The sequence below is a fragment of the Peribacillus simplex genome (assembly GCF_001542915.1).
GTDB classification, from domain to species: domain Bacteria; phylum Bacillota; class Bacilli; order Bacillales; family DSM-1321; genus Peribacillus; species Peribacillus simplex_B.
The window spans coordinates 32137-47169 of the sequence record NZ_LNNH01000043.1; the positions used below are offsets into that span (position 1 = coordinate 32137).

The following is a 15033-nucleotide window of genomic DNA, read 5'->3' on the forward strand; positions in this document are numbered from 1 at the left end:
GAATTACCTCCTTCCTGTTTCTAATTCAAGCTAACACCTTTTGTGACGATAATAGTTCCCACCACGCGGCGAGTGTCGGTTTTTCAGCCATCTGCATGAAATTGATTTCCGCCCCTTTTCCTCTTAGGATTTCAACAAGGCTCATCATTCTAATCGAATCCATTCCTATATCCACTAGATCTTCATGGTCACCTATATCCGATGGCGATTCGCCCAGAAGGTCAGCGATGGTAATCCTCAGGCCATCCAACGTCAAACCTTGATCTTCTTTTTCTTGCTCTCTGCCGTTATTCAATTGTTCGAGCAATCGTGCTGTCGATGTTGTGACGGCACAGCGTTCAGCTGCGTATTTGATCGCCATTTTATGTTCATCCAACGAAAAGTCCGCTACTGCATCGGTTATCAGGAATGGCTCGATATCCTGCATGAAGGCCTCGCTTGCCGTCAGAAGACAGCCGATATGTGCATAGACCCCGCAGATGATAAGTTGATCACGTCCCTGCTCCCTCATCATTTCAAGGAGATTCGTCCGTTTGAATGCACTGTAGCGCCATTTAGTAAGGACAATGTCATCCTCGCTTGGAGCAACCTCGTCAACGACTTTAGTTTGATTGATATCGTCATCAAGTCCCGGGCCCCAGAAATCGGTAAGCAGTGCACGATCGTCAGGGTTCTGATTGCCAGGCTGAGCTGTATAGACAACAGGGATTCCCAGGTCCACGCAACGGCTTTTTATTGCCTGTATATGCGAAATCAGTTCCGTTATCGGTGATTCGGTTACTGTATAGTAATCGAGGAAATATTGTTGCATGTCATGAACGAGAAGCACCGCACGCGATGGATCGACTTTCCACGAAACTTTATTCTTTGGTAACTCGGATTCTACAGGCATTGCGTATGGTGTGATAGCAGGAATAGCCATCATAATCACTCCTTCTATATAGGTTATTTAGTCACTTCAGTGTAAGTTGATTGTTCAGTTTATCTGATATGATTTGCCGCAAGGCTTTTTTACTCACCTTACCTAACGGCGTTTTTGGAAAGGACGCGGTGAACTCAATCCGATCAGGAATTTTAAAAGCGGCAAGTCCCCGCCCCTTCAGGAATAGTTTAAGTTCCTTTGCCGTCGGAGCCTTCTCGCGCGGTATCACGAAGGCGCAGGATCTTTCGCCTAAATAATCATCGGACATGGAAACGATGGCGACATCATGTACAGACTCATGTGCCAGGAGATGGTTTTCCACTTCCTCGGCGGCGATCTTTTCACCGCCGCGGTTGATTTGATCCTTATCCCGCCCTTCAACGACGATATAGCCCGTCTCGGTCATACTTACCAGGTCACCCGTTCGGTAAAATCCATCTATCGTGAACGCCTTCGCATTATGCTCTTCCGCTTTGTAATAGCCACGGATGGTGTAAGGCCCCCGCGTTAACAAATGCCCCACCTCACCCTGCTCAACATCTCTGTCTTCCTCATCGACAATGCGCACTTCATCATATTTTGACATTGGCCTGCCTTGAGTATTGACGATGATTTCTTCCGGATCGTCCAATCTTGTATAGTTAACCAGTCCTTCGGCCATGCCGAATACTTGTTGCAATTTACACCCAAAAGCTGGAGATACCCGACGGGCAGCTTCCGCACTGAACTTCGCTCCCCCCACCTGCAGCACCTGGAGACTGGATAAATCATGGTCGCGGGTGGATATCGCATCAAGCCATCTCAAAGCAAGGGGCGGTACAAGTGCCGTAATCGTCACGCCTTGTTTTTCAATTAGCGGAAAGGCTTCGTCAGGACTAGGGCCTGGTGAAAGAACCACTCTGCCGCCTGCATAAAGGGTTCCGAGGGTCCCAGGCGAGCTCATTGGAAAGTTATGGGCGATCGGCAGCACAGCGAGGTAAACACTATCCTTGTCCAACCCGCAAACTTCGGCGCTAACCTCCAAGCTGTACATATAATCATCATGTGTTCTTGGAATCAGTTTGGAGAGCCCCGTACTTCCTCCGGATAATTGAAGAAAGGCAATGTCACTTGAAGCCACTTTTGCTCCGGTTTTTTTGGGATCGATATATAAATCAGCCAAATTCACAAATTCCGCGGCATCCCCCGTGACAATGACGTTTAATTTTTCATTCTTACGTTTTGCACCTCTTGCCAGCGTACGGTGGTCGAAACCAGCGTGCTTATCAGGGATGATGTAGGCAACCGCCTCAGCGAATTCGCAAAAATAGTTAATTTCACTGCTTCGGTGTGATGGAAGGGCAAACACTGGCAATGCGCCTAATCTGAATAATGCAAAACAAACTTCAAAAAACTCGATTACGTTGGGGAGCTGGACGACTACCCTGTCCATTTGCTTGATTCCTAGTTCCTGGAAACCAGCAGCCAACCGGTCGGCGCGATCATCCAATTCCGCATAGCTCATGTTTCTGTCCCCGCTGGTAATGGCGATCTTGTCAGCTTGTTTTTCGGCACGATCACGCAACATTTCCCCGAAGGTTTTCCCTTTCCAACACCCCTCCCGTTTATATAAATCCGCATAATCCGCAGGCCATGAAGAACACCCTGTTAACATTCTTTATCCCCCCACACTCTTTAGTTTAATGACTTTGCATCTATTCCCATTGCACGCAGCATCGTTTGGAATTTAGCCGATGTTTCCGCCAATTCCTCTTCTGGCTTGGATTCCGCAACGACTCCTGCCCCAGCAAATAAGCGAAGAACCTGTTTTTCTACCTCCGCACACCGAATGGTAACGATCCATTCGCCGTCTCCTTCTGCATTGCACCAGCCGACCATGCCCGTAAAGAAGCCACGATCAAACGGTTCGATTTCCTGAATGGCCTCCCGGGCCAATTCGGACGGAGAGCCGCAAACGGCCGGAGTCGGATGAAGCGCAATCGCCAGCTCCAACGAGGAAGTTTCAGGATCTTGAAGCTCTCCTCTTACTTCCGTAGATAGGTGCCACATGGTTTCTGTATGTATCACTGATGGTTTTTCCGGCACGTCCATCTTTTTGAAAAATGGGCGCAGGGCCTCTGCCACAGCTTGGACGACAACAGCATGTTCATGTAAATCCTTAGCGGAGGAGAGTAACTCTTCCGCCCGTCGCTTATCCTCGATTGGATCGTCACTCCTAGGCCTCGACCCTGCCAAAGGATTGGCCACCACTTGTAATCCCGTTCTTGAAACAAGCAATTCAGGACTAGCCCCGATTAGTGTTTTCAGGTTATCGGGATCCGCGTTTTCCGTTTCCGGCTGCGGTAAATCCACGGCAAAGGTATACCCGTTCTTATTGTGCCGCGCCAAATTTTGAAGCAACCGATTGATATTCACCTGCTCCGATGAAGTGAGATGCAACGATCTTGATAGGACGATCTTGTCAAGATGGCCGCTTTTAATATGAGTGAGACCTTGTTCCACACCATCCATATACCGAGAAGGTTCCGGTACGGATTCGATTTCATAGTCCGGCTTCGAAGTTCCAGCTTGCTGACTTGTGCCTAAGTCTTGCAAAGGTACTGATGTCCATATCATTCCTGGTACGATGAGCTGGGCATCCTTTTCATAATCGAATGGTACGGCTCCCGTTACCATTGGATTGGGGTGACCTTGCTCTTTTGCAGTTTTTAATGCAGCCGCCACTCGTGCTGCAAGGCTTGTCATTTGATCACGGTTTTCCCTATCATTTGGAACTGTCAGAAAGGAACCTTTTCCCAGTATTGTTTGAGAAGGCGATGCCAGAAAAAAGTCCCCGACCTCATAATCGTCCAACAGCTGTTTTTCCAATACGGTTGAATTCTCTTTGCTCTTGATCATATATATAAAACCTCCAAATTCACGTAATATTCAGACCGGAAATGAATGTGCTGCATCAAGCCCCTAAAGTGGCCCCGCCATCCACACATAAATTACTCATCGTAATATGATTTGATTGATTGGATATGAAAAACAGAATGGCGTCGACTATATCGGAAGGAGCAGCTATTTTGTTCAGTGGTATTCCCACTTTGAATGTCTCAGGCATCCCATTTATAACCGCTTGTGCACCATTTTCGTCATTCCACATCGACCACTGCATCTCCGTATCCGTTGATCCGGGCGAGACGATGTTACAGCGAATATTATATTGGGCCAATTCCAGCCCTAAACATTTAGTGAACATGACGGCAGCTGCCTTTGATGCTGCATATGCACCCAGTGAAATTCTTGGGACGCTTGCTGCATTGGATCCCACCGTGACGATCGAACCTCTTTTTCTCGTCATCATGTATGTGCTCACTGAACGTGAGACATTAAAAACACCAGTGGTATTGACGGCAAAGATCTTTTCCCAATCCTGATCACTGAATGATTCGATCAACCCTGTGCGAAGCACCCCTGCAACATTGACCAGTGTCTCTATGGGACCGATATCACGTTCGATTTCATCGACTATGCCAACGATTGCACGACCCTCACTTACATCAGCCGCAAAGGCATGTACATCCAAACCTTGAGACTTCCATTCACTTACTTGGCCATTAAGTTTTTCGGCATTATAATCAATTGCCGCAACGACCATACCCAGCTTTGCCAAAGCCTGGACGACTGCGGCCCCGATTCCTTGGGCACCTCCCGTTACAAGTGCAACCTTCCCACTGCATTCCAAAAAGTCCACCATGACACTCCCTTTCTTACTCCAAGATCTCAATATATAGTAGCCCGAATACCATCTCCCTCGAATATGGGGAGGTACTCACGGCTTAACCCATTACGCTGCAAAACGCAAGATTCCAACTAATAATGATAATCATTATCAACTGGAATCTACAGGTAATGATATATATTAAAAACTTGGTGGTCAAGTACCATTTGGCGATTTACTCAGATAGTCCTATTCCTCATCAGGAATATTTCGCTTCAATGCAAAACGCAGGCCCCTGTTAATCAAAGGCGGCAAAACGGATAAGTGACCTTCCTCTTCGAACTCCTTGAATTGAACATTTATTCCGCTATCGATCATCGATAAACGTGTTGATAACTTCCGTGCATTTTCATTCATGCCGCTTTTATGCGTGCCTTCCTGCTCCCCTACTCCCAGCATTAAGGAGATATCCCCGTTTCCTTGTTTCAACCGGGAAAGGAACCTCCCCTCTTCCTCGTGGAACCAATTTTTGTTCCAATGAAGTGATGGACTTCCAGCTATGTAATTTTGGAATGCATATGGATTTGTATAAAGAACATATAAAGCGAAAAGGCCACCAAGGGAATGCCCGAAGAGGGTCTGGCTATTATGGTCGATCTTGAATCTGTTACCGATTTCCGGTTTTAAATCCTCTTCAATGAATTTCAGGAAGTTCTCCGCACCCCCATGTGCAGGCCATGGACTTCCATCCGGTCTTTCAGGTAGCTCGGCAGCTGCAACCGGTAATGTAAAATCATAATACCGTTCAGAAGAAAATGGTCCATTCGTGTGATAACCAATGCCCACGATGATGGCCGGAACTACACCCGACTTCTCCGGCCGGCGCGATTGCAACCTCACCGCCTCAACCATTGTTCCAAACACCGAGTTGGCATCGAGTAAATAAATGACCGGATATCCTGACGGAGGCGGCTCTTCCTGCGGCCGCGATACAAAGATTTGAAACTCACGATTCCCATTGCTTGAATGCATGATGCTCCGTTCGGTGCCTTTAATCGTGACCTCTCCGCTGCCAGCCGTTATATCCGTTGCATTTGTATCGATTTTTTTATGTATCATCCTATCGAATTCCCCCACCCATTATTACTAGTAATCTAATTTTCACTTTTCGGAATGATATCTGCCAAACCATAGTTTGGTAGAATCAAATTGAGAAAGATTACCATGACTTCGATAATGATAATCCTTCTCAATGAATATATCAACAGTGTATCTCTACCTTTTTACAATCTCTTACAAAAAAACCGCTATATCCTCACTCTCCGCGTTATTCTTCACAGTGTTTTTTGGGGGAAATTCCAAACGAAATATATTGTTTGGAAAATTATTCTTGAATTATTGGAAGTTTAATTATATATTTAATATCGTGTGGTGATGATAATGATAATCGTTATCACTACCACACATTATTATGTTAAGCTAATATTAATTTGGGCAAAGGAAGTGAAAATACATTTTCAACCGATTAGGATTGATTTTTTTGGTCCTTTGAAGCAGCGATAAATGATTTTTAATATATTAAAAAAGGGGAATCAACTTATGAAAAAGCAATTATTCGTACTTGGAATGGCAACAGTATTCAGTTTAGGACTTGGAGCTTGCGGTAATGCCGAAAAGTCTTCCGAGGATGCTTCACAGAAAAACAACGCGACTGAAACCACTGCAAAAAAAGAAGCGAAGACCCAAACCGTTACATATTTGGACAAGGAGTATACAATTCCAGCCAAAGTTACCAGTATCGCGACTGCTAGTTTGGAATCCATGGAGGATGCTGCCATATTGGGGGTTAAGCCAACAGGTGTCGTTACTGTAGGCGGAGAAATTCCGGAATATTTGGCGAAGGACCTTGCCGGTGCAAAATCAATCGGGGAAAAAATGCAGCCAAACTATGAAACTCTTCTTGGATTGAAACCTGATGTGATCATGTGGTCTTCTAAATCACCAGCGAACGTAACGGAGCAATTAGACAAAGTGGCGCCAACATTCCCCTATTCACATATCTCGACAAATTGGGAAGCGAACTTGCGGTTGATGGCCAGCCTAACAGGTAAAAAAGACGAAGCTGAAAAAATCATCACGACTTATAATGATGACGCTGCGAAAGCAAAAGTGGAAATCGGTGAAAAATTGAAGGACAAAAAGGTATTAGTGGTGAGAATCCGGAATGGAAGCCTCTTCCTATATCCTCAGGATGTTTATTTCAACCCAGTCGTTTATAAAGACCTAGGCTTGACTGTTCCTGAAGAAATTAAACCTATTAAAGCACAAGAAATGATTTCATTGGAAAAATTTGCAGAACTTGATCCAGATTATGTTTTCTTGCAGTTCTCTGAAAGTGAAAATGCACAAAAACCGGAAGCATTAAAAGATTTGGAAAACAACTCCATTTGGAAGAGCATCACGGCAGTGAAAGAAAACAAAGTGTTCGTCAACTCGGTTGATCCTCTTGCTCAAGGTGGAACGGCTTGGAGCAAGACTGCTTTCTTGAAAGCTGCAACGGAAAAATTAGCTAAATAAGCAGTAAGGTGCGTTGATTGATATGGCCAAAACAAATTCATTACCAATAATAATCCTTTGTATGGCACCTCTATTGATTTGCTTTTCCATCGTTTTATCGATTTTATATGGTGCCAAAAATATAGATTCCATGACGGTATGGAATGCCATTTTCCACTATGACTCTGGTAACGTTGATCACACGATCATCATGACTTCCCGTTTGCCCAGAGTTTTGGGTGCCCTTATCGTCGGGGCATTTTTAGCCATATCAGGAGCACTCATGCAGGGGATGACAAGAAATTATCTTGCATCCCCTTCAATCATGGGAGTGACGGATGGCTCTGCGTTCGTGATTACACTATGTATGGTATTTGCTCCAGGTATGTCTTCATTCCAAATGATCCTCTTTTCCATGTTAGGTTCTGCAATGGGTGCCGGAATTGTCTTTGGTTTTGGTTCGCTGCTTCCAAATGGACTGTCGCCTGTTCGGCTAGCCATAATCGGGACTGTGATCGGGACATTTTTAAGCAGTATTTCTGCTGCCATAGCATCCTATTTCCAAATTTCCCAAAATGTAAGTTTTTGGTACAACTCCAGGTTGCACCAGATTGATCCCAATGTACTCAAATTAGCGATACCGTGTGGAATGGTGGGAATCATCCTCGCCCTTTCCATCTCAAAATCCGTTACGATATTATCTTTAGGCGAAGAAATTTCCATCAATTTAGGCCAGCGCACGAAATTAGTAAAAGCCGTGGCCCTCCTTTCCGTGATCTGCTTAACGGGAATTGCCGTGGCGCTTGTAGGGAAAATTGGCTTTGTTGGCCTTATCATCCCCCACATCACCCGGTTTTTGATCGGGATCGATTATAAGTGGATCGTTCCATGTGCCGGGGTAATTGGTGCGGTTTTTCTAGCTCTGTGTGATGTCTTGAGCCGGTTTGTCAATTATCCATTCGAAACCCCCATAGGAGTCGTGACCTCCCTGATCGGCATTCCTTTCTTCCTGTACTTAATAAGAACGAGAGGAGGAGAAAAAAATGGATAAGAATACTCGGTGGCGCTTCACCCTCACGATGACCATCATTTCCTGTTTAATTGTTGTTACAAGCTATTTCAGCTTGATTTCCGGGACATTCGACATGACCGTCAAGGCTGTCCTTCAGACCTTATTCAGGGTGAATCCGGTACCCGATTTTGATTTGGTCATTTTTGATTTCCGCCTCCCCCGCATCGTGATCGCCGGTTTGGTGGGAGTGAGCTTAGGAATTGCGGGCACTGTCATTCAAGGTGTTACGAAAAATGGCTTGGCCGATTCGGGCATTCTCGGCATTAATGCCGGTGCCGGGACAGCCATTGTCATTTTCATGTTTTTCTATCAAGGTCAAACCAGCAGCTCGGACTGGTTCTCGATCATGAGTTTACCGCTATTTGGTCTTTTTGGCGGACTTTTGGCAGCCCTGGTGATTTTCCTTTTCGCTTGGAAGAACGGGACCCTGGACATGGGCCGCCTTTTACTGACCGGAATCGCGATAGGCTCGGCATTCGGCGCCCTTTCCTTATATTTGTCATTAAAAATGAAATCAACCGATTTTGAAATGGCAACGGTTTGGCTCTCGGGTACGATATATGATGCAAACTGGAAATACATCGCATCCATGTTACCATGGATGTTAATCCTGATCCCGATCATTAAGAAAAAGGCTTATTTACTTGATTTGTATCAGTTGGAAGAATCGAGCGTTAAAAGTTTGGGGATTTCCGTAGAAAAGGAAACGGTCATCCTTTTACTCTGCAGCATCGGATTGGTGGGCGCCTCCGTTTCGGTGTCGGGGAATATCGGTTTCGTAGGTTTGATGGCTCCCCACATCGCAAAGCATCTTGTAGGGATTCATCATAATCAGGTCATCCCGGTATCCGGGGCAATTGGCGCACTGCTGGTGATCGCATCCGACTTCATTGCAAAAACCGTTTTTGCGCCGGCAGAATTACCGGTCGGGATCGTCATCTCCATTATTGGTGTCCCTTATTTTCTTTATTTACTCATTAAAGCTAAAGCATAGAAGGAGAGATGATCGGTGAGTATTCTCCGTATGGAAAATTTAGAAACGAATTACGAGAAATTGACGGTATTCAAAAACTTGAATCTGGAAATAAAAGAAGGCCTGGTCACGACCATCATTGGACCCAATGGCTGCGGTAAATCGACATTATTAAAGACAATCGGCCGGATTTTAAAACAAAAAAGCGGAAGCGTTTTTTTACAAGGGCAGGACCTGCATAAGATCCACACAAAGGAGATTGCCAAGCAGCTGAGTTTGCTCCCCCAAAACCCGGTCGCACCTGCACAATTGAAGGTCGAGGAACTTATTTCATATGGAAGGTATCCACACCGTAATAATGTAAATAAGCTGACGAAGGAAGATAAAGAAACGATCGAATGGGCCATGGATATTACCAAGACCGTTTCATTTCGAAACAGGCAAATCGCCAATTTATCTGGCGGTCAAAGACAAAAGGTATGGCTGGCAATGGCTTTAGCACAGAAAACGGATATATTATTATTGGATGAGCCAACCACCTACCTTGATATGGCTCATCAATTAGAGGTTTTGCAAATCGTTGAAAAGCTAAATAAAGAACAGAAAATAACGACTGTCATGGTTTTGCATGATATTAACCACGCGTCCCGGTTTTCACATGAAATCATCACGATGAAAGAAGGAGAAATCATTAAGATCGGGCCTCCTTCGGAGATCATTACGCCTGCCATACTGGAAGAAGTGTTTCGTATTGATGCAAGGGTCATGATTGATCCTGCCAATGGGGCCCCTGTTTGTTTCGGATATGACAATCTATCACAGCAAGAAACATTTAAAGAAGCCGTTTTATCAAATAACCAATGAAAAAGGCAGTCGACATTGTCGACCGCCTTTTTTTTCCACCCATCCACTCAATGATTTTCCAAACGGATGATGTCTGCTGTATTTTGATTCTGAGTTCCCGTTTTTTGCAATTTCACTGCCGTTCCTTCAGGTAAATTAGTGAAGATGATAGGTGTGATCGCAGAAGGAGCATTCCGTTTTACGAAATCAAGATCGATATCCAAAAGCGGCGTACCTTTAGTAATCTTCTGGCCTTCTTGGACAAGAGATTTGAAACCTTCTCCATTTAATTTAACTGTATCTAACCCTACATGAATCAGAATTTCCAGTCCATTATTCATTTTCAATCCCAGGGCGTGCTTAGTTGGGAATACATTAAGCACTTCCCCATCGATAGGTGAAACAAGTTTTCCATCTACAGGATCGATTGCGAAGCCATCCCCCATCATTTTCATCGCAAACACTTGATCAGGGACTTGTTCGATTGGTAAAACGGTCCCTTCGATCGGAAGCACAAAATCATCGAAGCCTAACTCTGATGCTTTGTTTTCTACTACACGTTCATCCACAACTTGTGCTGCTGGTGCTGTTTTCACTTGGCTTGGACTAACTCCATTTTGAACAAGCTGTTTCATCGCATCTGCAACAAATTCGACGTTCGTTCCTACTATGACCTGAACGCTTGTTTTATTTAACTTCAGCACACCTCGTGCACCATGTCTTTTTAGAGCCGATTCATTCACATTATCTGCATCAGCCACTACTAAACGTAAGCGTGTTGTACAATTATCTATAGATTTCAGATTTTCTTTACCGCCAAGATCTTGAATGAACAGAGAACCCATATCGGTATATTTATCACCTGTTTTCACAACCGTTTCTTCTTCTGGGCCTTCCTCATCGTCTTCACGTCCTGGTGTTTTCAAATCCATGGCCTTGATGACAAAGTAGAAAATCACGAAATAAATGGCTCCATATACCAACCCGATCGGTATGATCCATAATGGTTTTTGAGCTATCCCAAAGTTCAACAAATAATCGATGGCCCCTGCCGAGAATCCAAAACCGTGATGGATATCCAGCATAACAGCCAGTGCCATGGAAACCCCTGTTAAAAGGGCATGTATGACATATAACACCGGCGCAATGAACATAAATAGAAATTCGATTGGTTCCGTGATTCCGGTCAAGAAGGAAGTGAAAGCCAATCCGACCAGCATTCCCGTTACCAATTTACGTTTCTCTTTCTTGGCCGCTGCAATCATGGCTAATGCCGCTGCCGGCAGACCAAACATCATGATTGGGAAAAAGCCGGTCATGAAAGGTCCAGCACTTGGATCGCCTGCGAAGAAACGATTAATATCTCCAGTTGCTCCATTATATTCTCCAAATACAAACCATACCAAGCTGTTCAGAACGTGATGCAATCCTACAGGAAGCAATAAACGATTCAATACGCCAAATACACCAGCGCCTAAAGCCCCTGCACCTGTGATCCATTCGCCAATGTTATTGATGACATCTTGAATCGGCGGCCATACAATCCCGAATATTCCCGCCAGTGCAATCATCGCAAGCGAAGTGATAATCGGGACAAACCGTTTTCCTGAAAAGAATCCAAGCCATTCAGGAAGCTTTATATCAGAGTATCTGTTATATAGGAAAGCTGCCACGATACCAGATATGATACCGCCTAAAACAGCCATGTCGATTTCTTTATTAATGGCCTGTGTACCATTGGTTAATACAAAATAACCAACAAGACCAGCTAATGCCGCGGCACCGCTTCCGTCTTTAGATAACCCGATTGCAATACCTAAAGCGAAAAGTAAGGCAAGGTTATCAAAGATCGCTTTACCCGCGGCTGCCATGAATGATATATCCAGCAAATCTGGCTGACCCAGGCGAAGCAATATAGCCGCTGCCGGCAAGACAGCAATCGGTAACATTAGAGCTTTACCAATTTTTTGTAAATAATTTAACATCGAACTCATCTCCCTTGTTCCTAACTTCTATTGATAAGGCTAAATGACAAGAAGTGTAAAAGCGTTTTCATTTCATTAATAACTTTTCATTGGCTTATACTAGCACAAAAAATATATAGATGTCTATACCAATTTTATTGAAATTCTTCGGAAATAGCCCGATTCGTTCTTTTTCGTTGCTTGTACGAAGCAACTGGTCTAGACAACTTTTAATAAAAGCGATAAAATTAGAACAAAATATGTGAGACTCAATTCGTGACTCATTCATTACGTTTCACTTTCATAAAGGAGATTATGTATGAAAACATTCATTATCAATAATCTAATGGTTCATAGCGAAAAGGAAACCTACAAGGACGGGTACATTAAAGTCGTGGACGGGAAAATTGCCGAAGTGGGCCCAGCCAGTCAATGTAAACAGGATGACGATGCCACGGTAATTACGCTTCCATCGGAGTATCAGATCATCCCCGGTGCCATCGATGTTCATATCCACGGCGCGGCCAAGGCCGATGCAATGGACGCCACTAGCGAAGCATTGTCGACGATGGCAAAGACTCTTCCAAAAGAAGGCACGACCAGCTTTCTGGCAACCACGATGACCCAATCTGCTGATGCCATCGAATCAGCACTGCTTAATGCGGGTACCTATATTAAAGAACAAAACGAAGATCATGCTGAAATAGTCGGGATTCATTTGGAAGGCCCGTTCATTTCACCAGCACGTAAAGGGGCACAGCCTGAAGACTTCATCGTCGATCCCGATGTTTCGCTCTTCAAGAGATGGCAATTGCTTGCCCATAACCATATCAAGCTTGTAACGCTTGCACCTGAACAACCAAATGGACTGGAGCTTGCGCGACACCTAAAGGAAACAGGCGTCGTCGCTTCCATTGGACATTCCGATGCAACATATGACCAAATCAGTGAAGCGATTGAAGCTGGCACGACACATGTGACACATCTTTATAACGGGATGCGGGGCCTCCATCACCGAGAGCCTGGCGTTTTGGGCGCGGCCTACCTTCGTGACGAGTTATTCGTTGAACTTATCACGGACGGCATTCATTGCCGACCGGAAATGGTGAAATTGGCTTTTGACCAAATCACCAGCAATCGCATGATCCTGATAACCGACTCGCTTCGTGCCAAATGGCTTGAAAAGGGCACTTACGACTTGGGCGGCCAGGATGTGAATGTTGATGAAACGAAAGCAACGCTTCCAGATGGGACACTTGCGGGCAGTATACTGAAAATGAATGATGCGATTAAGAATACTTTGCAATATACCGGTTGTTCCATGACTGACATTATAAAAATGACGGCAGAAAATCCTGCCAAGCAACTTCGGATTTTTGATAGGAAAGGCAGCATTGAAGTTGGAAAAGATGCGGACCTTGTCATCTTAAATGAAGAATTGGACGTTGAAATGACGTTTTGCAGAGGTAAATTAGCTTATAAAAAGGAGAATGTAAAATGAATATCATCAAAGTGCAGGACTATGCAGAAATGAGCCGGACGGCTGCAGAAATCGTTATTGGAAAGGTTAAAGGAAATCCGGAAGTCATCCTTGGCCTGGCAACGGGCGGTACACCTAAAGGAATGTATGATTCCATGATCGAAGACCATGTCCAAAATCATACTTCTTATGAACATGTAACATCTTTTAATCTCGATGAGTATATCGGCTTAAAACCAAATGATCCCAACAGTTACCATTTTTATATGAATGACTCCCTATTCAACCATATCGATATCAATAAAGGGCAAACCTTCGTACCAAACGGCACACCGGATAATTCAGATGAAGAATGCAGACGGTATGACGAAAGAATCGATTCCTTGGGAGGGATTGACCTGCAAATACTTGGAATTGGCCAAAATGGACATATCGGTTTTAATGAGCCTGGAACTTCTTTCAATTCCGGTACCCATGTAGTAACGCTTGAGGATTCAACACGCCAAGCGAATGCCCGTTATTTCGACTCCATTGACGAAGTTCCCACACAAGCAATGACGATGGGCATTTCCACAATCATGAAAAGCAAGGAGATCCTTCTTCTGATTTCCGGCGAAGAAAAAGCCGAAACCTTGAAGAGGCTCTTCGATGGAGAGATTACGGAAGAATTCCCTGCATCTATCCTTAAAAAACATAATAATGTTACAATTATCGCAGACCAAAAAGCGTTATCCGGCGTGGTAATGCCCTAAAAGGAGCGAAAATCGATGATTGATAAAAACTCACCTCTTCCGATTTATTTTCAAATCGAAGAACAAATAAAAAGGCAAATAGAAAACGGTGAGTTCCAAGCGCACAATGCCCTGCCGTCTGAACGTGAATATGCCGAGCAATTCGAAATTAGCCGGATGACCGTGCGGCAGGCGATAAATAACTTGGTTAATGATGGATATCTATACCGGCAAAAAGGCCGGGGAACCTTCGTCGCCGACAAGAAGCTCGAGCAGCAGCTTAACGGTCTGACCAGCTTTACAGAAGATATGAAGGCCAGGGGCCTCAATCCCAGCAGCAGGCTTCTGAGCTTCGAAATCATACCGGCTACTAAGAAAATCGCCAATGAATTGCATATTTCCCTATATGCCCCCGTTTATGAAATCAAACGGATTCGATTGGCCGATGATGTCCCAATGGCACTCGAGACGGTATACATGTCTGCGAATTTAATTAAAGGATTAACGGAAGAAATCATTAACCTTTCGCTTTACCAATATGTCGAGAATTACGTTAAACTTAAAATAGACTATGCGACACAAACGTTGGAATCATCGATTGCTTCCGATTTGGAAATCGCCCATTTGGCAATTCCCAAACACTCGCCCATTTTATTCATTCAAAGGAATACGTACCTAATCGATGGAACTCCCCTTGAATTTGTCAGATCAGCATATCGGGCAGACAGGTATAAGTTCACCATCACCATCAACAGATAACCTCGATTGTTTTGGCTGATATTCGTA

General features: G+C 44.5%; 13 protein-coding genes. 7 read left to right on the forward strand and 6 right to left on the reverse strand.

Features of this window, described 5'->3' with window-relative positions:
* Positions 1 to 25: 25 nt before the first annotated feature.
* From AS888_RS19320 to AS888_RS19340, 5 genes are all read right to left on the reverse strand, one after another.
* Positions 26 to 922, reverse strand: a complete 897-nt coding sequence (locus AS888_RS19320) for an isochorismatase (RefSeq protein WP_061143774.1) — start codon at positions 920 to 922, stop codon at positions 26 to 28.
* A gap of 31 nt (positions 923 to 953) precedes the next feature.
* On the reverse strand, positions 954 to 2576 hold the full coding sequence (locus AS888_RS19325; RefSeq protein ID WP_061143775.1) for a (2,3-dihydroxybenzoyl)adenylate synthase: 1623 nt from the start codon (positions 2574 to 2576) through the stop codon (positions 954 to 956).
* A gap of 20 nt (positions 2577 to 2596) precedes the next feature.
* Complete coding sequence (gene dhbC / locus AS888_RS19330) at positions 2597 to 3820, reverse strand: isochorismate synthase DhbC (protein WP_061143776.1); 1224 nt, start codon at positions 3818 to 3820, stop codon at positions 2597 to 2599.
* 55 nt (positions 3821 to 3875) lie between these two features.
* Positions 3876 to 4661, reverse strand: a complete 786-nt coding sequence (locus AS888_RS19335; protein WP_061143832.1) for a 2,3-dihydro-2,3-dihydroxybenzoate dehydrogenase — start codon at positions 4659 to 4661, stop codon at positions 3876 to 3878.
* A 216-nt stretch (positions 4662 to 4877) separates the two neighbouring features.
* Positions 4878 to 5747: an alpha/beta hydrolase gene (locus AS888_RS19340; protein WP_061143777.1), complete on the reverse strand. Its 870-nt coding sequence runs from the start codon at positions 5745 to 5747 to the stop codon at positions 4878 to 4880.
* A 480-nt stretch (positions 5748 to 6227) separates the two neighbouring features.
* Here AS888_RS19340 and AS888_RS19345 point away from each other — a divergent pair, with 480 nt between their 5' ends.
* From AS888_RS19345 to AS888_RS19360, 4 genes are read left to right on the forward strand one after another with little or no spacing between them, the layout of a single operon-like run.
* Positions 6228 to 7205, forward strand: coding sequence for an iron-hydroxamate ABC transporter substrate-binding protein (locus AS888_RS19345; RefSeq protein WP_061143778.1), 978 nt, complete (start codon positions 6228 to 6230; stop codon positions 7203 to 7205).
* A 22-nt stretch (positions 7206 to 7227) separates the two neighbouring features.
* A complete protein-coding gene (locus tag AS888_RS19350) occupies positions 7228 to 8235 on the forward strand; it encodes a FecCD family ABC transporter permease (RefSeq protein ID WP_061143779.1) in 1008 nt (335 codons plus the stop codon).
* A complete protein-coding gene (locus tag AS888_RS19355; RefSeq protein WP_061143780.1) occupies positions 8228 to 9250 on the forward strand; it encodes a FecCD family ABC transporter permease in 1023 nt (340 codons plus the stop codon). Before AS888_RS19350 ends, AS888_RS19355 begins: the two co-directional genes overlap by 8 nt.
* A 15-nt stretch (positions 9251 to 9265) precedes the next feature.
* Positions 9266 to 10093: an ABC transporter ATP-binding protein gene (locus AS888_RS19360; RefSeq protein ID WP_061143781.1), complete on the forward strand. Its 828-nt coding sequence runs from the start codon at positions 9266 to 9268 to the stop codon at positions 10091 to 10093.
* A 47-nt stretch (positions 10094 to 10140) separates the two neighbouring features.
* Here AS888_RS19360 and nagE read toward each other — a convergent pair whose 3' ends face one another.
* Entirely contained in the window at positions 10141 to 12057 is a 1917-nt protein-coding gene (gene nagE, locus AS888_RS19365) for an N-acetylglucosamine-specific PTS transporter subunit IIBC (RefSeq protein WP_061143782.1), read from the reverse strand.
* Positions 12058 to 12355: 298 nt separating this feature from the next.
* Here nagE and nagA point away from each other — a divergent pair, with 298 nt between their 5' ends.
* Genes nagA through AS888_RS19380 form a run of 3 tightly spaced genes read left to right on the forward strand, consistent with a single transcriptional unit; the run spans position 12356 to position 15006 of the window.
* A complete protein-coding gene (gene nagA, locus AS888_RS19370; RefSeq protein ID WP_061143783.1) occupies positions 12356 to 13537 on the forward strand; it encodes an N-acetylglucosamine-6-phosphate deacetylase in 1182 nt (393 codons plus the stop codon).
* Positions 13534 to 14268 (forward strand): glucosamine-6-phosphate deaminase, encoded by a 735-nt coding sequence (gene nagB, locus AS888_RS19375; protein ID WP_061143784.1) that lies wholly within the window; start codon positions 13534 to 13536, stop codon positions 14266 to 14268. Before nagA ends, nagB begins: the two co-directional genes overlap by 4 nt.
* Before the next feature lie 15 nt (positions 14269 to 14283).
* Positions 14284 to 15006, forward strand: a complete 723-nt coding sequence (locus tag AS888_RS19380; RefSeq protein ID WP_061143785.1) for a GntR family transcriptional regulator — start codon at positions 14284 to 14286, stop codon at positions 15004 to 15006.
* The last annotated feature ends 27 nt before the right edge of the window (positions 15007 to 15033 follow it).